At 29.5% G+C, this 18,976-nt stretch carries 21 protein-coding genes; 8 read left to right on the top strand and 13 right to left on the bottom strand.

The genetic code is table 11. The features are described 5' to 3' along the window. Window positions 1-4: 4 nt before the first annotated feature. The 8 genes from coxB to AC5YGA_RS05540 all read left to right on the top strand — a co-directional run bounded on the left by coxB (window position 5) and on the right by AC5YGA_RS05540 (window position 7,376). Window positions 5-820, top strand: coding sequence for a cytochrome c oxidase subunit II (gene coxB, locus AC5YGA_RS05575; RefSeq protein ID WP_415308137.1), 816 nt, complete (start codon window positions 5-7; stop codon window positions 818-820). 2 nt (window positions 821-822) lie between these two features. Further along, a complete protein-coding gene (gene ctaD / locus AC5YGA_RS05570; RefSeq protein WP_415308136.1) occupies window positions 823-2,457 on the top strand; it encodes a cytochrome c oxidase subunit I in 1,635 nt (544 codons plus the stop codon). A 32-nt stretch (window positions 2,458-2,489) separates the two neighbouring features. Continuing rightward, on the top strand, window positions 2,490-3,401 hold the full coding sequence (gene cyoE / locus AC5YGA_RS05565; RefSeq protein WP_415308135.1) for a heme o synthase: 912 nt from the start codon (window positions 2,490-2,492) through the stop codon (window positions 3,399-3,401). Window positions 3,402-3,522: 121 nt separating this feature from the next. Next, on the top strand, window positions 3,523-4,059 hold the full coding sequence (locus AC5YGA_RS05560) for a cytochrome c oxidase assembly protein (RefSeq protein WP_415308133.1): 537 nt from the start codon (window positions 3,523-3,525) through the stop codon (window positions 4,057-4,059). A 2-nt stretch (window positions 4,060-4,061) separates the two neighbouring features. Continuing rightward, window positions 4,062-4,850 carry a cytochrome c oxidase subunit 3 gene (locus AC5YGA_RS05555; RefSeq protein WP_415275526.1) on the top strand — a complete coding sequence of 263 codons (789 nt, stop codon included), beginning with the start codon at window positions 4,062-4,064 and terminating at the stop codon, window positions 4,848-4,850. Window positions 4,851-4,860: 10 nt separating this feature from the next. Continuing rightward, a complete protein-coding gene (locus AC5YGA_RS05550) occupies window positions 4,861-5,514 on the top strand; it encodes an SURF1 family protein (RefSeq protein WP_415308132.1) in 654 nt (217 codons plus the stop codon). After that, window positions 5,515-6,891 carry a threonine synthase gene (gene thrC / locus AC5YGA_RS05545; RefSeq protein WP_415308131.1) on the top strand — a complete coding sequence of 459 codons (1,377 nt, stop codon included), beginning with the start codon at window positions 5,515-5,517 and terminating at the stop codon, window positions 6,889-6,891. Then, window positions 6,891-7,376, top strand: coding sequence for a peroxiredoxin (locus AC5YGA_RS05540; protein WP_415308130.1), 486 nt, complete (start codon window positions 6,891-6,893; stop codon window positions 7,374-7,376). Before thrC ends, AC5YGA_RS05540 begins: the two co-directional genes overlap by 1 nt. Here the strand turns inward: AC5YGA_RS05540 and rnhA are convergent. From rnhA to AC5YGA_RS05475, 13 genes are read right to left on the bottom strand one after another with little or no spacing between them, the layout of a single operon-like run. After that, entirely contained in the window at window positions 7,368-7,793 is a 426-nt protein-coding gene (gene rnhA / locus AC5YGA_RS05535; protein WP_415308129.1) for a ribonuclease HI, read from the bottom strand. The two genes, AC5YGA_RS05540 and rnhA, sit on opposite strands and share 9 nt — an antisense overlap. Further along, window positions 7,793-8,761 (bottom strand): homoserine kinase, encoded by a 969-nt coding sequence (locus AC5YGA_RS05530; protein ID WP_415308128.1) that lies wholly within the window; start codon window positions 8,759-8,761, stop codon window positions 7,793-7,795. The genes rnhA and AC5YGA_RS05530 overlap by 1 nt, the downstream gene beginning before the upstream one ends. Beyond that, window positions 8,762-9,706, bottom strand: a complete 945-nt coding sequence (gene ispH / locus AC5YGA_RS05525) for a 4-hydroxy-3-methylbut-2-enyl diphosphate reductase (protein ID WP_415308127.1) — start codon at window positions 9,704-9,706, stop codon at window positions 8,762-8,764. Further along, complete coding sequence (locus AC5YGA_RS05520; protein WP_415308126.1) at window positions 9,696-10,631, bottom strand: Brp/Blh family beta-carotene 15,15'-dioxygenase; 936 nt, start codon at window positions 10,629-10,631, stop codon at window positions 9,696-9,698. The genes ispH and AC5YGA_RS05520 overlap by 11 nt, the downstream gene beginning before the upstream one ends. Before the next feature lies 1 nt (window position 10,632). Continuing rightward, window positions 10,633-11,700 (bottom strand): lycopene cyclase family protein, encoded by a 1,068-nt coding sequence (locus tag AC5YGA_RS05515; RefSeq protein WP_415308125.1) that lies wholly within the window; start codon window positions 11,698-11,700, stop codon window positions 10,633-10,635. Then, window positions 11,687-12,538 (bottom strand): squalene/phytoene synthase family protein, encoded by an 852-nt coding sequence (locus AC5YGA_RS05510; RefSeq protein ID WP_415308124.1) that lies wholly within the window; start codon window positions 12,536-12,538, stop codon window positions 11,687-11,689. Before AC5YGA_RS05510 ends, AC5YGA_RS05515 begins: the two co-directional genes overlap by 14 nt. After that, entirely contained in the window at window positions 12,538-13,995 is a 1,458-nt protein-coding gene (gene crtI, locus AC5YGA_RS05505; RefSeq protein WP_415308123.1) for a phytoene desaturase family protein, read from the bottom strand. The genes AC5YGA_RS05510 and crtI overlap by 1 nt, the downstream gene beginning before the upstream one ends. A gap of 39 nt (window positions 13,996-14,034) precedes the next feature. Then, the gene (locus AC5YGA_RS05500) at window positions 14,035-14,565 is read right to left on the bottom strand and encodes a F0F1 ATP synthase subunit B family protein (RefSeq protein WP_496169988.1); all 531 of its coding nucleotides are present in this window, start codon (window positions 14,563-14,565) and stop codon (window positions 14,035-14,037) included. Beyond that, entirely contained in the window at window positions 14,522-15,112 is a 591-nt protein-coding gene (locus AC5YGA_RS05495; RefSeq protein ID WP_415308121.1) for a F0F1 ATP synthase subunit B family protein, read from the bottom strand. The genes AC5YGA_RS05500 and AC5YGA_RS05495 overlap by 44 nt, the downstream gene beginning before the upstream one ends. Before the next feature lie 5 nt (window positions 15,113-15,117). After that, a complete protein-coding gene (locus AC5YGA_RS05490; protein ID WP_006997791.1) occupies window positions 15,118-15,345 on the bottom strand; it encodes a F0F1 ATP synthase subunit C in 228 nt (75 codons plus the stop codon). Between the two features lie 19 nt (window positions 15,346-15,364). Continuing rightward, the gene (locus tag AC5YGA_RS05485) at window positions 15,365-16,099 is read right to left on the bottom strand and encodes a F0F1 ATP synthase subunit A (RefSeq protein WP_415308120.1); all 735 of its coding nucleotides are present in this window, start codon (window positions 16,097-16,099) and stop codon (window positions 15,365-15,367) included. A 12-nt stretch (window positions 16,100-16,111) separates the two neighbouring features. Next, window positions 16,112-16,387 carry an AtpZ/AtpI family protein gene (locus AC5YGA_RS05480; protein WP_415308119.1) on the bottom strand — a complete coding sequence of 92 codons (276 nt, stop codon included), beginning with the start codon at window positions 16,385-16,387 and terminating at the stop codon, window positions 16,112-16,114. A 7-nt stretch (window positions 16,388-16,394) separates the two neighbouring features. Further along, the gene (locus AC5YGA_RS05475; protein ID WP_415308118.1) at window positions 16,395-18,968 is read right to left on the bottom strand and encodes a chromosome segregation SMC family protein; all 2,574 of its coding nucleotides are present in this window, start codon (window positions 18,966-18,968) and stop codon (window positions 16,395-16,397) included. Window positions 18,969-18,976: the final 8 nt, after the last annotated feature.

Genomic DNA, 18,976 nt, shown 5'->3' with positions numbered 1-18,976 from the left:
ACAAATGAAAAAATTTTTATTTACAGTTCTGGCTACAATTTTATCAACTAATGTATGGGCTGATCAGCCTAAAAATTGGCAGTTAGGTTTTCAAGATTCAGCCTCTCAAGGTATGACTGAAATTGTTAACTTTCATAACAACATTCTACTTCCTGTAATTATTGCTATCAGTGTTTTTGTTTTATTTCTTATGATTTATGTTTGTATTAGATTTAGAGCTTCAAGAAATCCAAATCCTTCAAGAACAACTCATAACGTCGCTGTAGAAGTTCTGTGGACATTAATTCCATGTTTAATTTTAATAGTAATGGCTGTTCCATCTTTTAAAATTTTATACAAACAAGACACAATTCCAAAAGCTGATGTTACAGTTAAGGCTATTGGCTATCAGTGGTACTGGGGATATGAATATCCTGATGAAAATATTATATTTGAATCGTACATGATCAAAGAAAATGAATTAAAAGAAAACCAACCTAGATTACTAACCGTTGATAACGAAGTTGTTGTTCCGGTAAATAAAGTGGTTAAAGTTTTAATCACAGCTAATGATGTATTGCATGCCTGGGCATTACCATCTTTTGGAGTTAAAAGAGATGCCGTTCCAGGAAGAATAAATGAAACTTGGTTTAAAGCTGAAAAAGTAGGAACATATTATGGTCAATGCTCTGAACTATGTGGAATACAACATGCTTTTATGCCGATCACAGTAAGAGTTGTGACAGATGAAGAATATGCAATATGGTTAGCAGAAGCTAAAATGAAATTTGCAAACGAGCCAATTACAGGAAATGAATATAAAAAACTAGCGAGTAAATAAAAATGTATACACAAACAGCATCACACGACGATCATCACACACCAACAGGTTGGAAACGTTGGGCTTATTCAACTAACCACAAAGATATTGGTACAATGTATTTAATTTTTGCAATTGTTGCAGGAATTATTGGTACAGCTTTTTCAGTATTAATGAGAATTGAATTGATGCATCCTGGTGATGGAATTTTAGGTGGTAACTATCACTTATATAATGTGTTGGTTACAGGCCATGGATTAATAATGATTTTCTTTATGGTAATGCCTGCAATGATTGGTGGATTTGGTAATTGGTTTGTCCCAATTATGATTGGTGCACCTGATATGGCATTTCCAAGAATGAATAATATTTCATTTTGGCTATTACCAGCTTCATTTATTTTACTATTACTTTCAATATTTGTAGATGGCCCTCCAGGTCAACAAGGTGTTGGTGGAGGATGGACTTTATATCCACCTTTATCCTCTAAAGCTGGACAACCAGGACCTGCTATGGATTTTGCTATTTTAAGTTTACACTTAGCTGGAGCTTCTTCAATTCTAGGAGCAGTTAACTTTATTACAACAATTCTAAATATGAGAACGCCAGGTATGACCTTGCATAAAATGCCTTTATTTGCTTGGTCTGTTTTAGTTACAGCATTTTTATTATTGTTATCACTCCCTGTTTTAGCTGGCGCAATTACAATGCTTTTAACTGATAGAAATTTTGGAACAGCATTTTTTGATGCTCAAACTGGAGGAGATCCAGTTTTATACCAACACTTATTTTGGTTCTTTGGTCACCCTGAAGTTTATATTTTAATTTTACCTGGCTTTGGAATGATTAGTCATATCGTTTCAACTTTTTCTAAGAAACCTGTATTTGGATATTTAGGAATGGCTTATGCAATGGTTTCAATTGGTGTTGTTGGCTTTGTTGTTTGGGCTCACCACATGTATACAGTAGGCTTAAGCACAGATACTAAAGCATATTTTTTAGCTGCAACAATGATTATTGCGGTCCCAACTGGGATTAAAATATTTTCATGGATTGCAACAATGTGGGGTGGATCAATTTCATTTAAAACTCCAATGATGTGGGCGTTAGGATTTATATTTTTATTTACCGTAGGTGGTGTAACGGGTGTTGTTCTTGCAAATGCAGGTGTTGATACTGCAATGCATGATACTTATTATGTAGTTGCTCACTTTCATTATGTATTATCTTTAGGTGCGGTATTTGCAATCTTTGCAGGATTTTATTATTGGTTTGGTAAAATGTCTGGGTATGAGTATTCAGAATGGATGGGGCAATTACATTTTTGGCTAACATTCATTGGAGTTAACTTAGTATTTTTCCCTCAACACTTTTTAGGTTTAGCTGGAATGCCAAGAAGATATGCTGATTACCCCGATGCATTTGCTGGATGGAATTATGTTTCATCAATTGGTTCATACATAGCAGTTGCTGGTTTATTAGTATTTTTCGCTAACTTAATTTATTCTTTTTCTAAGAAAAAAGCTGCAGCTCAAAATCCTTGGGGAGAAGGGGCTACAACTTTAGAATGGACTGTACCATCGCCACCAAATTTTCATACTTTTGAAGAATTACCAAAGTTTGAAGATCCAGATGGTGTTGAAAAAGCTACTAGTTAGTAAATTTTTAACTTATTCTAGACTAAATATTAATGATTAATTCTAAATCAAAAAATAGAAACTTAAGTCAGGAAGATGTTTTTAATTTTTCTGAATTATTTAAATTGATGAAACCAAGAGTTATGTCTTTGGTTATTTTTACCTGTGCAGTGGGACTTTTAATGTCACCCAATATAATTTCAACAAAGGATGCAATGGTTGCAATTTTATTGGTATCAATAGGAGCTGGAGCAGCTGGAGCTCTAAATATGTGGTACGAATCTGATCTTGATGCATTAATGACGAGAACTTGCTTGAGACCGATCCCGATGGGTAAAGTTAATAAAAAACAAGCTCTAATATTTGGAACATCACTTTCATTTTTTTCAGTAATTGCTTTAGATTATTTTGCAAATACAATTTCAGCAGCATTACTATTATTTACAATTTTATTTTATGTTTTTATTTACACAATTTGGTTGAAGAGAAAAACACCACAAAACATTGTAATTGGAGGAGCAGCAGGAGCATTACCACCAGTAATTGGATGGACTATTGCAACTAACTCACTGTCTCTAGAGCCAATAACCTTTTTCCTGATTATATTTTTTTGGACACCATCTCACTTTTGGGCGTTAAGTCTTTATAAATCAGATGACTACAAGAAAGCAAAAATTCCAATGCTTCCATTAACTAATGGGATAGAGAGCACAAAAATAAATATTTTAGTTTATTCATTGATAATGCTGCCAATGGTTATTTTACCTTATGCAATAGATTTTGTCGGACTAGTATTTTTGTTACCAGCCTTGATGCTTACATTATATTATAATTTTTTATGTTTTGAGCTTTATATGTATAAAAAAAATAAATTTAACCCCAAGAAAGCAAAAACAATATTTGGATATTCAATTTTATATTTATTTTTGATATTCGTTATTTTTTTGATAGATAAGATATTATGATGATACCAGACAAAAAAACTAAGCGAAAAAATATTTTAACAGCAGTAGCAATATTAGGATTTATGGTATTTCTATTTTTTTTTACACTCTATAATACGGGTGTTTTTGATAGATCAATATAGTGAAAAATAAAACCTTAACTCCAATTCTTTTAGCTGGAATCTTTTTTCTTATGCTAGGACTCTCATTTGCAGCAGTACCTTTATATGACATATTTTGCAGAGTAACAGGATTTGGTGGAACAACTCAAATATCAAAAGAAGCACCACTAATAGTTTTAGATCAAAAAGTTAGTGTTCGTTTTGATACAAATGTAAATACACTTCCTTGGAACTTTAAAGCAAAAACAAATGTTATGGATGTTAAGATTGGTCAAGTGAATCGAATCGAGTTTGAAGTAGAGAGTTATGGGAATGAAACAACATATGGAGTTGCAGCCTTCAATGTGTCCCCATCGTCGTTTGGTAAATACTATAGTAAATTAGGGTGTTTTTGTTTTGAAAAACAAGCTTTAAAAGCAGGTGAAAAAGCAACTTATATTATGACTTTTTATTTGGATCCAGAAATGGTAAATGATCCCAACACTAAAAATATTAAAGATGTAACTATGTCCTATACTTTTTTTTCATCAGATTACTATAACCAATCAAAATTATAAAAATGTCCGCAGAAAAAAAACACGATTATCATTTAGTAGACCCAAGTCCTTGGCCTATCTACGTTTCATTTTCATGTTTAGTTTTAGCAATAGGCTCGGTTTATTATCTGCATAGCGAAGTTTCTTGGGGCATGTATCTAGGTTTAGCATTACTACTTTATGGAACATATATGTGGTTCAGGGATGTTGTTATTGAAGCAGAGCATCAAGGTCATCACACACCAGTAGTACAAATTCACCATAGATATGGAATGACATTATTTATTGCTTCAGAAGTTATGTTCTTTGTGGCATGGTTTTGGGCATATTTTGATGCAAGTTTATTTCCATCTTTAGCAATTGGAGGAACATGGCCACCCAAAGATATTGTAACTTTTGATCCATGGGATATCCCACTAATTAATACATTAATTTTATTATTATCTGGAACGACCGTAACATGGTCACACCACGCGTTGTTAGAAGGTGATAGAAAAAGCTTTATTCAAGGACTAGTTCTTACAGTGATACTTGGTTTCTCTTTTTCACTGCTGCAAGTTTATGAATACCAGCATGCAACTTTTGATTTTGCAGGAAATATATATGGTTCTGTATTTTATATGGCAACAGGCTTCCATGGTTTTCATGTTATTATTGGCACTATATTTCTTGCTGTATGTTTGATGAGAGCAAGAAAGGGTCACTTTACTGAAGAACACCACTTTGGATTTGAGGCTGCTGCTTGGTACTGGCACTTTGTAGATGTTGTGTGGCTATTCTTATTTGCTGCCATTTATATTTGGGGAAGTTAATTTTTAGCCCTTGAGATATAAATTTTTATTTTCTATTTTTGTATTTTTCTTTATTTCTGTTTTTATTGCTCTTGGTAGCTGGCAGATTGTTAGGCTTAATTGGAAATTAGAATTAATCAATCAGATAAAAACTTCACTTAAAGATGAACCAGTTAACTTATCCAGTAGTACAATCAAAAACTATTTAAGAATTAAAACTAATGGATCAATTGATTTTGAAAAACAAATTTATCTTTATAATCTAAATGAAAAAGGAAAACCCGGTTTTGAAGTTGTTAATCCTTTAAAAATAGGAGCTAATGATTATTTACTAAATAGAGGGTGGATACCTTTTGATATGAAGAATAGTAAAATTATCAATATAATTGATAAAAATGATATTATTGGTATTTTAAAAAAACAAACAAAAGCAAACAGGTTTAAACCTAAAAATAATATTTTAGACAATTATTGGTTTACTCTTGATAGAGATGACGTGTTTAAATTTACAGGTACAAAGTTTTCACCCTATGTTATTTATCTCTCAGGAAACAATGAATTACCCAAGCCAAAATTGATCACTGCAAATATTTCAAATAATCATAAAAAATATGCCATGACTTGGTTTTCATTAGCGATTTCAATTTTTATACTATATTTATATTTTAGAAAAAAATATTATTAGATGAAATATATAAGCACTAGAGATAACTCAAAAGAGTATAGCTTTGAGGATGTTTTTATTAAAGGACTTGCAGATGATGGTGGTCTATTTATTCCTAAACAAGTAAAAAAATACAGCACTGCGGAGCTTGAGTCGCTAAGGGGCTTAAGTTACCAGGAATTAGCAAAAAAAATAATTCATCCTTTTATTGGGGACTTTATGTCTAAAAGTGAATTATCAGATATTGTTGATAAATCATACTCAGTATTCAGAAAAAATAATGCGGTAGCTTTAATTAAAGTAGGTGATGTTAATCTTCTAGAGTTATTTCACGGCCCAACACTGGCCTTTAAAGATATTGCAATGCAATTACTTGGAAATTTCTATGAATATTATCTAAAAAAAAATAACAGGAATATAAATGTTATTGTTGCAACATCAGGAGATACAGGTGCTGCTGCTATAGATGCAATTAAGGGAAAAAAAAATATGAATATATTTGTTCTTCACCCACATAACAAAGTTTCACTTGTTCAAAGAAAACTAATGTCAACTGTTAAGGAAAAAAATGTCTTTAATATAGCGATAGAAGGTAACTTTGATGATTGTCAAAACTTGGTTAAGTCAATGTTTGCAGATAAGGAATTCTCTAAATCAATTAATATGTCTGGAGTTAACTCGATAAATTGGGCAAGAATTATTGCACAATCAGTCTATTATTTTTATACATATTTTCAGATTAAAGATGATAGGCCAATTAATTTTTCAGTACCTACAGGAAATTTTGGTGATGTGTATGCTGGGTACCTATCAAAAAAAATGGGTTTACCAATTAATAAGCTTATCGTTGCAACAAATCAGAATGATATTTTACACAGAGCAATTTCCAGGGGAAAATATGAAGCAGAAACAGTTTTAGAAACAAATTCACCAAGTATGGATATTCAAATTGCAAGTAATTTTGAAAGATTGATTTATGATTTGAATGACTTTGATGATCGTGAAACACAAAAAGTTATGAATGGAATTAAAGAAGAAGGAAAATATATTATCCCAGAAAATAAGATGAAAAAAATTGATAGAAACTTTTTATCAGCAAGCATAAATGAGAATGAGGTTTTAGATATTATTAAGGAGGTTCATACTATGCATAACATTGTATTAGATCCTCATAGTGCAATAGGTTTTGGAGCTTTAAAAAAAGTTAATATAGAGGGTAACAACATTGTTTTAGCTACTGCCCATCCGTGCAAGTTTCCTGAGGCTATAGATAAATCAATAGGGATCAAACCTGATTTACCTGATGAACTAAAGTATGTTATGAATGAAAAAGAAAATTATGATATTATTTCAAATAACCTAAGTAAAACTCAACAATACATTAAGGAAAAAATATAATGAAATTAAAAGAAAATGAAACAATCCCTAATTCTGAATTTTTTATTATGGAAGATGGAAATCCCATTAAGAAAAATACTTTTGAGTTTTTTAAGGATAAGAAGGCAGTTTTATTTGGTTTACCCGGCGCCTATACGTCAGTTTGTTCAGCTAAACATTTACCTGGATATGTTGATAACCATGATAAATACCAAGCAAAAGGTGTAGATTTAATAGTCTGCATATCAGTAAATGATCCATTTGTAATGGAAGCTTGGGGCAAAAGCAAAAATGTTGCAGATAAAGTTTTAATGATGGCAGATCCATTTTTGAGTTTTACAAAAGCAATAGGTGCTGATGTTGATAAAAGTGCCCGAGGCTTAGGTGTAAGATCAAATAGATACACAATGCTAATAGACAATCTTAAAGTAATTAAATTACAAGAAGAAGAAGATGCTGGTGCATGTGAAGTTTCGGCTGCCCAAAATTTTTTAAATTTAGTTTAATTCGGCAGCTTGTTTAGCTAATAAATCAACTTCTTCATTTAGAATATTTCCAGCATGAGCCTTAACCCATATCCATTTAATTTTATGAGATTGATTTAATTCATAAAGCTGAGTCCAAAGTTCTTTGTTTTTTACTGGTTCTTTTTTAGAAGTTAGCCAATTATTTTTAATCCATTTATGTACCCAATTAGTAATACCTAATTTCACGTATTGAGAGTCTGTATAAATTTCAATAGACTGCTGTTCTTTTATTTCCTGAAGCGCTTTAATTGGAGCCATTAGTTCCATCTTATTATTAGTTGTGTCTTTAACGCTTCCACTAATTTTTTTAATTTCATCATTAATATTGATGATTGCAGCCCAACCACCATTCCCAGGGTTTTTTAAACAGGAACCATCAGTATAAATTTTTATCATTATTTATAATAATCTTTGTAGCTATCCAGACTGTTATGGATAATTAGTTTTTGAAAATATTCGTTAGGTTCTTTGATCTGAATTAGTGCAGTTTTAGGAGTATTAAAATAATCATAAATTCTAGTTAGTAAGTATCTTAAAGCTGCACCTCTACATAATATATTTAATGAGTCTTTCTCTTTTTTTGAAATAGTTCTTATAGTTTCATATCCATCAATTAAGTATTTAATTTTTTTATTATTCATTACAAAAGAATCTCTTTTTTTATCAAAACATAAAGCATTTATACAAATTGCAATCTCATACATCAGATAGTCATTGCTTGAAAAATAAAAATCTATAAATCCAGAAAATTTATTTTTACTAAAGAAGATATTATCTATAAATAAATCTCCATGAATAATTCCAGTTGGTAATTTTTTTGGCCATTGATTTTTAATATCTTTTAAGCATACGCTAAGAGTAGGTTTTAGTTTTGGAGCCATTTTATTAGACGTAAATTTTATACTTCTTAATAAGCTATCTAATTTATTAATAGACATAGAGTTCTGTCTATATAGCTTTATTTTAGTTCCAGCTTTGTGGAATTTTGCAATATTTTTGCCAATATCAAAACAATTTTTATAATTAAGAGTGGCCTTATCCTTTCCCTTTAAAAAAGTCACAATACTAGAGGGTTTATTTTGAATTTTACTTAAGTGCTTACCATCATTATTCTTTAATGGTTTTGGACAAATAATTTTTTTTTGATTTAGTTTTTCCATTAAGTTCATAAAAAAAGGTAAATCTTTTTTCTGAACTCTTTTTTCAAAAATTGTTAAAATAAATTTTTTTTTATTTGTTTTTAATAAGTAGTTTGTATTTTCTATTCCTTTTTTAATTCCTTCAGATTTGATTATTTTTCCTAATTTGTAATCTCTACTTAGCGACAGAAGGTCTTTACTATTTATTTTAGTGTATACAGCCATCTAATTTAACTTTGCAGGAACTTTAAAAACAATATTTTCTTTGATAATTTCAACTTCCTCAATTTTTATTTTAAAATTTTCTTTCAATTTATTAATGAAATTTTCAACTAAAACTTCAGGTGCGGACGCGCCAGATGAAACACCAATTGTTTTACAATTTTGTATTTTTTCAAAAGGAATTACACTCTCTGAATGAATTAGCTCGGCATGTTGGCAGCCAGTTTGTTCTGCTACCTCAACTAAACGAACTGAATTCGAGGAATTTCTACTTCCTAAAACAAAAAACATATCACATTTTTTGGCAATATTTTTAACAGCTGATTGACGATTAGTAGTTGCATAGCAAATATCTTCTTTAAATGGTTCTTTAATTTGCGGAAATTTTTTTTTAAGAGCTTTTATTATATTCTTAGTGTCATCAACAGACAAAGTTGTTTGAGTAACATATGCAATTTTTTTATTATTATCTAATTCATATAATTCAACATCATGTTCATCTTGAATTAAATCAATCGAATCTTCTGGTAATTGCCCCATAGTACCAATAACTTCTGGATGATTGTTATGTCCTATAAGAACAATATGGTAACCAGCTTTGTGAAGGTTTTCTGCCTCTCTATGAACTTTTGAGACAAGAGGACAAGTAGCATCTATATATTCCATTTTATATTTATCTGCTTCTAAGGGTACTGATTTTGGTACACCGTGTGCAGAAAAAATTACTGGTCTAGTTTTATCTTTAATCTCTTCTAACTCTTCAACAAAAATTGCACCTATTGCCTTAAGAGCATCCACTACATGTTTATTGTGTACTATTTCATGTCGCACATAAACTGGTGCACCATATTTTTTAATACTTTTTTTAACTATTTCTATTGCTCTTTCTACCCCAGCACAAAAACCTCTTGGAGCAGATAACAATACTTTAATTTCTTTATTTTTCATTTTTTTCTAATAGATACTCAAGCAATATATGTGGAAAGGTTAAAGACGCCAAACCAATAAATATAACTTTTAATATTGCATCATTTAATTGATAGAAATTAGAGAGGAAATATAAACTTATGACATATAAAACTGCAGTTAAAACTGTAAGGGGCATAGCTTTTTTAATAAATGTTATAGCACCAATTTTCAAACTTTTTTCATTAAGCCCTGTTATCAAAGAAATTGAATGTCGGAATGAATGTAGGAAGCAAAAGTATACAGTAAAAGCAATTAGTGGAGTTAAAAAATAATTCAGAACAATAATAGAAAAAAAATCCAAAAATATCAAAATATTCATAATTTTAAAATCTTTCAAAAAGTAATAAATATTAGAAAGTAAAGAAATAGATAAAGCAAAAAGTAATATACTGTTATCTTCAATAAAGTTTAAGAATAAATAAAACTTTTCATTTTCTATTAAAAGTAATTTAAAAATATTAATTGTTTCAACAAAGTGAAACATTAATGGTGCAATAATTATTAGAGAACCTTTTAAGAAATAAAGAATTAGATTAGATACATTTTTATTACTTATCAAAAATTCCGTATCTTCTTTGCCAAAATGATATGAGGCAACAACTAAAAATAAAATAAGAGACACAGTTGGAAAAAATAACCAAAATATAATGATACCAATCCCAATAAGAGAATATATTAAATAAAAAAAATAAGATTTTTTTATGTTATATAACTGGCCAAGTTTTTTACCTTTATGATTATCTAGTGCACCATGTGAAATTCCAATTGAAAGAATAAAAAATAAACACACAACTGGAGAGATGATTAAATTTTCGAATCGATTAACAATCAAGGCAACAAAACATGAAAAAATAAAAAAAATAATTGAATGATAGAAATTAATTTTATTTATCCGGTTATGCATTTTATTTCAAAAGGGCTTTAATAAATAACCATTTAGGCATTTTAAGAATTATTAATAAATCTTGAAAAATATTACTCTTATTAGATAGAAATTTAATTACAGTTTCAGGAGAGTTATCAAACATTTTGAAAAATATATTTGGCATTTGTTTAGCATGATTGCTTAAAACTCTTAAAAATATTTTATCTAGAAATTGGTATTTTTTTTTAATTTCATATCTTCTAATTTTATCAATATTATCGATATTTTCCCTTAAATATCTGCTGTGGTCCTGGATATTCAAAAAAGTATACCCAGTACTTAATCTAGTCATATGTCCTGCAGTACCTATATTTATTTTATTTTTTTCATTAATATTTGATGAATAAAATAGTGGTACAGCACCATTTTCTTTATAATTAATTTTGTAATTTTTAATATTTAAATGATTTTCAATGTAATCTTTTAATTGTTCATCATAATCCATTTCTAGATCATTATTCATTTTAGATAGCCAGGTAGTTTCAACTAAAGCCTTATTTTTGCTATAAGGCAATGTGTAAAAGAAATGAACGCTGTCATGTTGTGGGCAATCAAAGTCCATTAAATTCATGATCTTTTCATCAAACACATCTCTAGTTGTTTCGATCTCAATACCCTTAAAGTGTTGCCAAACTTTATTTTCGTTAGAATCTGTTGATGGAACACTATTAAAAATTAAGGAGTTATTTAAGTTTACCTCATTAATATTTTTATAAAATTTGATATTATGATTTTGCTTTAGTATAGAGTTTATTTTTTTATAGAATAATCCACTATCAATTGATTGATAAGGTAGTTTATTACATTTTAAAAATTTAGTTTTGTTCGTTATATTTATAGAAAAATTATCCCAACTTTTTTTTACACAATCTTCAAAATTATGATTAGTTGTTTTCCAGAAAGACCAGGTTTTATCTCTCTTGTATTCTAATCTAGGCTCAATAATTGCTAGCGTTTTATCTTTGAGCTTATTATGAGTTTCTAATTCGTATGCCAAAGATAGCCCAGCACAACCACCACCAATAATTATATAGTCAAATTCTTTCATTTAAATTTATTTCTTCACTAATCAAAAAGTGCTCATTATTCATATACCCACTTTTTTGTTTTGTTAACAAGAGTGCTATTAGGTCAAATATAGAAAGTATTGTTTGATAAATTTTTGTAAAGTTATTTATATAAATCTTACCTGCCTTATTGTAATTTTCTATATTTTTAGTTCTTAAAATTTTATCACCTATTTTTTTATAAACTCTTCTTGCAACAAGGATTGCAAATCTAAATTTAAAAGGTATTTTCTTTATTGCTATAAAAGAACTTTTATAGAATAAATCAGCCAACGCTAAAGTGTTACTTATTGTCTCAAAATCACTCTTAATATAAAATCTATTAATATTTGAGTCCTCCACAACATCTCTAGATATATTTGTTAGTTGCATTGCGATACCCAAATCTATGGCTGCTTTCATTGAATTTTGATCTTTAACATTTAAAATTTTTGCCATCATTAAGCCTACTGTTCCAGCAACTCTGTAAGAATAAATTAACAAATCTTTTTTATTATTAAATTGAACTTTTTTATTTAAATCTGACTGAACACCATCAAATAAGTCTTCAACAATTTTTATTGAGATCAAATGATGATCCATAAGATTCCACATATTTTTAATTATTGTATTATTATAGTTCTTATTAATAAAATTATTTTTAAAAACTAATAAATTTTTTTTTTTAATATCTAATTCGCCATCATCATCTGCAATATTATCTACAGTTCTACAAAAATCATACAGAGCAGAACACTTTTGGTAAGTTATTTTTGGTAAAAAGAAACCAGCCCAATTAAAGGACTTTGCATAAATAGACAGGTAGTTTTTATTAGACATTATATAATCTTATCTAAAACTTTTGCTGAGGATAGCACACCAGGTACACCTGCACCAGGGTGTGTTCCAGCACCAACAAAATATAATCCATCACAAACCTCAGATTTGTTATGAAATCTAAAATAAGCAGACTGTGTAAATTTTGGTTGTATTGAAAACCCAGATCCAAATTTGGTATTCAATTCCTTCTCAAAATAATCAGGAGTTAAATAAAAGTCTTCAACAATATTTTCTCTTAGATTAGGCAATAACGCTTTCTCCATTTTATCTATTACTAGATCTTTCATTTTATCACCTTCAATTTTCCAATCTATCTTAGACTGATTATTTGGAACTGGAACTAGTACGTAGAAACAATCATTTCCCTCTGGTGCCATAGTTTTATCAGTAGCAGAAGGCCTATGTAGGTAATAACTTATGTCATTATTTAATTTTTTTTTATCAAATATATCATTCAGGTGCTCTTTATATTTATCACCAAACTTAATTGTATGATGTTCTACATTTGGATATTTTTTTTTTGTACCAAAGTAGTAAACAAAAAGTCCCATCGAGTATTCCATTCTTTTTTGTTTCCACTCAAATAAAGAATTAGTCCTAGTTTGATTAAGAAGCTTTTCGTATACAGCAGGTGGGTCTGCATTGCATATAACATTATTAGCATTTATCTCTTTTTGATTATTTAGTTCCACTCCTTCAATTTTATTTTTTTTTGAAATAATTTTTTTGACTTCTTGATTTTTAATAATTTCAATTCCCTCTTCTATCATTAGTTTTTCTAGACCTTTAATTATATTTCCAGTTCCACCCATTGAATAATGTATGCCCCATTTTTTTTCTAGATATAGTATCAACCCGTAGATAGACGTTGTTGTGAAGGGGTTTCCACCAACCAAGAGTGGATGCATACTCAACATTCGTCTTAATTTTTCATTTTTGATATAACTAGAAACCAATGAATAGACTGATTTATAACTCTTTAGCTTTAAGAGAGCAGGAAGTTGTTTCATCATCACTAAAGGTTTGTCAAAAGGTACATCTGCAAGTTCTGTAAACCCTTTATCAAATATTTTTTTAGTAAATTTTACTAGCTCCTCATATCCTTTAACATCGTCTGCATTAATCTCTTTAATTTGTTTTTTCATTTTCTCTTCATTGCCAGAATAGTCAAACTTATTTCCATCTTCAAAAATGAATTGGTACCAAATATTAAGAGGTGTAAGTTTTATATAATCTTCTGCTTTTTTATTAAAAAGCTCAAATAGTTCATCAATTAAATAAGGTGCTGTAATTACAGTAGGTCCAGCATCAAATGTGAAACCATTCTTTTTGAATACTCTAGCTCTACCTCCAAGATCTGGATGTTTTTCAATTAATGTAACACTATGATTTTTAGCTTTTAATCTAAGAGCTGCAGCTATCCCACCAAAACCAGAACCAATGACTATAGATTTCATTTGTTTAATTTATAGTTTTTTTAAAAAATTGTAAGAGAATTATGAGTTTATTTTTTTTAGTGCAATTTTTGTTTCTTCAAGATTTTTATTAAACAAATTGTCAAGTTTTGACTTATCAACAGATGTGTTAATAATTTTTTTAACAGACTCAACAGCGATCCTTATTGACACATCTTTTATCTCTTTAAGTGACGCATCTTTCATTTGTGTAATCTTATTTTCTATTAAGTTCTTTTTAATTTCAGAGGATTTGTGAAATTTATCATTCATTTCTATAACTAAGTGATCACAATCCTTTTTTGCCTGTTCTAGAATTTCACTGCTATCTGCTTGGGCTGTATCTAGTTTAATTTGTGCATTATCTAATAAAATTTTTGCTTCTAATCTTAATTTTTCACTCTCATCAATTTCATTTTTAATATCTAAAATAAGCTTATTTAAAACTTCATTAATTTTTTGAGGTATTTTTAAATAAATCAATCCTCCAATAAAAATTATAAAAGATATTGCTACCCAAAAAGTTGCATCAATTGCCATAATATTTATCCATCTTCTTTCTTGATAGGTCATCAACAATTGCTGAGATACTGCTATTATTAACTTCTTCACCTATCAACTGATGTAGTAAATCTGCAGATGTTTCTGCAGCTATCTTATTAATCTTTTCAGGAGCCTTATTCTTAAGCTCTTGTATTTCAGATTCAGTTTTTTGAATTTCTAAATTTAATTCTTTATCTAAAGCATCTTTTTTTAAATTAATATCTTTCAGTAGTTTTTCCCTAGCTTGTCTAAAATAGTTTTTAGCCTCAACTTTACTATTTTGAACTATTTTTTCATACTCTGCTATATTTCGCTCACTCTGTTCTCTTTGTTTTTCTGCTGCCTCAATATTATCTACGATTTGTGATTTTCTAGTTTCAAGGTTTGCACTAATTTTTGGAAGTATAAGTTTAGAAAGAACAACATATAAAATTCCAAAAGTTATGGTTAACCAAAAAATCTGAGAAATCCAAAACTCAGGATTTAATTGAGGCATACCTCCACTTTCAGCTGCAAAAGCTTCCATTAAAAATAGGAAGCTTAAAAATATCGACTGAAAAAATATTTTTTTAATCATTATATTTAAAATGCAAATAAAATAATTAACGCAACAACTAATCCAAATAGACCAGTAGCCTCTGCTAAAGCAAATCCTAATAAAAGATTAGGAAATTGTTTTTGTGCTGCAGATGGGTTTCTCATTGCACCAGAAAGGTAATTACCAAAAATAATTCCAATTCCAACGCCGGCACCGGCTAGAGCTATTGCTGCTAGTCCTGCTCCGATCATTTTTGCTGCTTCTAATTCCATTATATCCTCCTTGTGTTAGTTAATGGTGTAAATTTAATGCATCGTTTAAATAGATGCAGGTTAAGATTGCAAAAACATATGCTTGAAGAAAAGCAACTAGTATTTCCAAACCAGTTAGTGCAACCGAAAAACTCAGTGGAAGCCATCCACCAATTATTCCGAGGCTTATTACAAAGCCACCGAAAACTTTCATCATAGTATGACCAGCCATCATGTTAGCAAATAAACGAACAGAAAGACTTACAGGTCTACTTAAATAAGAAATAATTTCTATAATAACTATTAGAGGCAGAAGAATTGCTGGCACTCCACTTGGTACAAATAATTTTAAATAACCTAAACCATGTTTCATAAAACCAATTATTGTTACTCCAACAAAAATGAACGAAGCTAAAATAAAAGTGACAATGATATGACTGGTTACTGTAAATGCATACGGAATCATTCCAAACATATTACAAAATAATACAAACATAAATAAAGAAAAGATAAATGCGAAATATGGTTTTGCTTTAGATCCAGCTGTATCACTAATCATTTTTGAAACAAAGCTATAGCTTAATTCTGCTAGAAGTTGAACTTTACCAGGTAATAATGAATTTTTTTTTGATCCAAGATTAAAAATTAATATTATTGCTAAAGAGCTAATAACCATAAACAAGCTTGCATTTGTAAATGAAATATCTATCGCACCTAATTTTATTTCTGGTCCAATTCTATAAACTTCGAATTGGTGCATTGGGTTTGTAGCCATAATTTTTTTAGTTTATTTTTGCATATTTTTTGCAGATCTGAATACATTTATAATTCCAGCAATCACACCTACAAAAAAAAATATTAATATTAACCAGGGCTTAGTACCAAAGGTCGTGTCTAAAATAAACCCTATAATTGTCCCAACTGCTACTGCAGATACTAATTCTGTACTTAATTTAAGGGCAGTCCCAATAGATGATGGTGGTTCTTTATCTTTATAGAGGTTTCTCTTAGCAATTTTTGATTTTGCAATCTCAAGGCGAGTTTTTAGCGATTCTTTAGGCATCTATTTATTAAGCAACCATACTCTCAGCTTTTTGTAGATCAACTGCTACTAGCTGACTAATACCTTTTTCAGGCATAGTTACTCCGTAAAGTCTGTTCATTTTAGACATCGTCAAAGCGTGGTGAGTCACAATAATAAATTTAGTATTAGTTATTTTTGTTAAGTCTTCTAGAAGTCCACAGAATCTTGTTACGTTTGCATCATCTAGTGGAGCGTCAACTTCATCTAGTACACAGATTGGAGATGGATTAGTAAGAAATACAGCAAAAATAAGTGATAAAGCAGTTAAGGCTTGTTCGCCACCAGATAATAAAGTTATGGACTGGAGTCTTTTACCTGGAGGGCTTACCAGCATTTCTAAGCCAGCTTCCAGTGGGTCATCAGAATCTACTAGTTCTAGTTTTGCATTTCCCCCATTGAATAATTTTGTGTAAACTTCATTAAATTTTCTATTAACTTTTTCAAACGCCTCTAAAAGTCTTTCTCTTCCTTTTTGATTTAACTCATTGATACTTTCTTTTAATTTAATGATTGCAGATACAAGGTCTTCTCTATCTTGTTCCATTTTTTTAATTTCAATCTCATATTTACTTGTTTCTTCATCTGCTCTTAAATTAACAGAGCCAAGCTTCTCTCTTTCTCTTTTTTTTTCATCTAATGCCTCTTCTTGAGTAATGGAATCTGGTAGCTCTTCAACACCATTTAAATTAGAATGTTCAAGAATATCCTTTTCTTCAAGGTTAAGTTCAGAACTAACTCTTTCCAGCAAGTCATCTTTACGTTTTTTAAGTCCTTCAACAGTTGCACTTGAACTTGCTTTTCTTTCTCTTATTTGAATGGATCTTTCTTGAACATCATTTAATTCAAGTCTTAACGAATTAATTTTTTTATCAGTCTCTTCAATTATCTTTTCATTTTCAATTTTTTCATTTTGTGAAATTCTTAATCCTTCAGTAGTTTGGCCCTTTTTTTCTGCTTGAACTTTAGGCTGTTGATCGCGTTCATTTAGCTGCAATGATAATTTGTTTTTTCTTTCAGTTAATTCAGCCACCATTTTTTGAGAGTTCGAAAGTAAGTTTTTCCAACTTTTAACTTCAGTTTCAATTGCTTTAATTCTTTCATTCCTTTTTATAGATTCTTTTTTAATAGACTGATTCTTACTAAAGCTATCAGTATATTTTTCTTGTAGTAATTTTATATTGTTATTTTTTTCATTGATATCATTAAGTTTATTTTTACTTTCATCGTTTGCTAAATTATTTAAGAAGTTATTTAATTCCATTTTAGTCCTGTCTAGCAACGTGAGAGCCTGGTTGGCTTCATTGTTATTTATTAATTCTTTGATTTTTTCTATTGTGTTAATAACTTCTTTAATCGGATCTATACTGATATTTATGTTGCCATTAGCAAATATTTCAATAATTCCATCAACAGCTTTTTGCTCTTCATTAAGTTCATTTTTTGCTTTTTCAAGATCTTCGTTTGATAATTTTTCAGTTTCAAAATATTTAGAGTCTATTTCTATTAATTCACTTTTTTCTTCTTTTAATCTTTTTTCATTTGAGTTTGCATCAATTACAATACCTTTTTCTCTATCAATATCTTCATCGATAGTTTTAAGAGATTTTTTTATATTTTCTATCTCGTCTTGAGTTCTAATATTTTCTTCATCCAAATTCTGCAATTCTAAGTTTAGTCTTTGGATTCTTGAGAGATTTTCAATATTTTTTTCTCTTAGTGGAGAAACCTTATCTGTTTCAAGTTTAATAGAACTTTCAAATTCAGTTATTTGTTGATTAAAATTATTTACCTCTCCTTCAGCCTCGTTGTTAATTTCATTCTCTATTCTAATTTCGTTATCAATGTCTAATAATCTCAAATAATATAAACCTGCTTCAATTTTTTTAATTTCTTCTGAAATAAATTTATACTTTGTTGCTTCTTCAGCTTGCTTTTGAAGATTAGCTAACTGTTTCTCTTGCTGTCTTCTTAATTCGTCAGCTCTTTTTAGATTAGTTTCTGCAGCATTCAATCTAAGTTCAGCTTCATGCCTCCTAACATGTAAGCCTGAAATATTAGCTGCCTCTTCTAAAATTGCACGTCTATCTGTAGGTTTTGCAGTTACTAAAGCTCCAATACGTCCTTGACTTATCATCGAAGGAGAGTGGGCACCGGTAGATAAATCTGCAAAAAACATTTGAGCATCTCTAGCTCGAACTTCTTTGTTGTTTATATAAAATTTAGAGCCTTTATCTTTTTCAATTTTTCTTCTAACTTCAATTTGGTCAATTTCCTTATACTGCAATGGTCCTTCATGATTTGTATTGTCCAAACTAATTGAAACTTCTGCTATATTTTTTGAAGCTTTGTTTGATGTTCCATTAAAAATAACATCTTCCATTCCAGAGCCCCGCATACTTTTTGCTGAGGTTTCTCCCATTGCCCATCTTAAAGATTCTACAATGTTAGATTTTCCACAACCATTAGGACCAACTATTCCAGTTAACCCATCTTCAATAAGAAAGTTAGCTTTATCAGCAAAAGATTTAAATCCATTAAGTTGGATTTTTTTAAACTCCATGGACTAAC

Source organism: Candidatus Pelagibacter sp. uisw_091, assembly GCF_059512525.1.
The sequence above is the reverse complement of the archived record's forward strand: the minus strand, read 5'-3'. Positions and strand labels throughout refer to the sequence as shown.

Excerpts from the sequence above, each read along its gene's own strand:
- coxB (WP_415308137.1), top strand. The coding sequence starts at position 5 with ATGAAAAAATTTTTATTTACAGTTCTGGCTACAATTTTATCAACTAAT.
- ctaD (WP_415308136.1), top strand. The coding sequence starts at position 823 with ATGTATACACAAACAGCATCACACGACGATCATCACACACCAACAGGT.
- cyoE (WP_415308135.1), top strand. The coding sequence starts at position 2,490 with ATGATTAATTCTAAATCAAAAAATAGAAACTTAAGTCAGGAAGATGTT.
- AC5YGA_RS05555 (WP_415275526.1), top strand. The coding sequence starts at position 4,062 with ATGTCCGCAGAAAAAAAACACGATTATCATTTAGTAGACCCAAGTCCT.
- thrC (WP_415308131.1), top strand. The coding sequence starts at position 5,515 with ATGAAATATATAAGCACTAGAGATAACTCAAAAGAGTATAGCTTTGAG.
- AC5YGA_RS05540 (WP_415308130.1), top strand. The coding sequence starts at position 6,891 with ATGAAATTAAAAGAAAATGAAACAATCCCTAATTCTGAATTTTTTATT.
- rnhA (WP_415308129.1), bottom strand. The coding sequence starts at position 7,793 with ATGATAAAAATTTATACTGATGGTTCCTGTTTAAAAAACCCTGGGAAT.
- AC5YGA_RS05530 (WP_415308128.1), bottom strand. The coding sequence starts at position 8,761 with ATGGCTGTATACACTAAAATAAATAGTAAAGACCTTCTGTCGCTAAGT.
- ispH (WP_415308127.1), bottom strand. The coding sequence starts at position 9,706 with ATGAAAAATAAAGAAATTAAAGTATTGTTATCTGCTCCAAGAGGTTTT.
- AC5YGA_RS05520 (WP_415308126.1), bottom strand. The coding sequence starts at position 10,631 with ATGCATAACCGGATAAATAAAATTAATTTCTATCATTCAATTATTTTT.
- AC5YGA_RS05515 (WP_415308125.1), bottom strand. The coding sequence starts at position 11,700 with ATGAAAGAATTTGACTATATAATTATTGGTGGTGGTTGTGCTGGGCTA.
- AC5YGA_RS05510 (WP_415308124.1), bottom strand. The coding sequence starts at position 12,538 with ATGTCTAATAAAAACTACCTGTCTATTTATGCAAAGTCCTTTAATTGG.
- crtI (WP_415308123.1), bottom strand. The coding sequence starts at position 13,995 with ATGAAATCTATAGTCATTGGTTCTGGTTTTGGTGGGATAGCTGCAGCT.
- AC5YGA_RS05500 (WP_496169988.1), bottom strand. The coding sequence starts at position 14,565 with ATGACCTATCAAGAAAGAAGATGGATAAATATTATGGCAATTGATGCA.
- AC5YGA_RS05495 (WP_415308121.1), bottom strand. The coding sequence starts at position 15,112 with ATGATTAAAAAAATATTTTTTCAGTCGATATTTTTAAGCTTCCTATTT.
- AC5YGA_RS05490 (WP_006997791.1), bottom strand. The coding sequence starts at position 15,345 with ATGGAATTAGAAGCAGCAAAAATGATCGGAGCAGGACTAGCAGCAATA.
- AC5YGA_RS05485 (WP_415308120.1), bottom strand. The coding sequence starts at position 16,099 with ATGGCTACAAACCCAATGCACCAATTCGAAGTTTATAGAATTGGACCA.
- AC5YGA_RS05480 (WP_415308119.1), bottom strand. The coding sequence starts at position 16,387 with ATGCCTAAAGAATCGCTAAAAACTCGCCTTGAGATTGCAAAATCAAAA.
- AC5YGA_RS05475 (WP_415308118.1), bottom strand. The coding sequence starts at position 18,968 with ATGGAGTTTAAAAAAATCCAACTTAATGGATTTAAATCTTTTGCTGAT.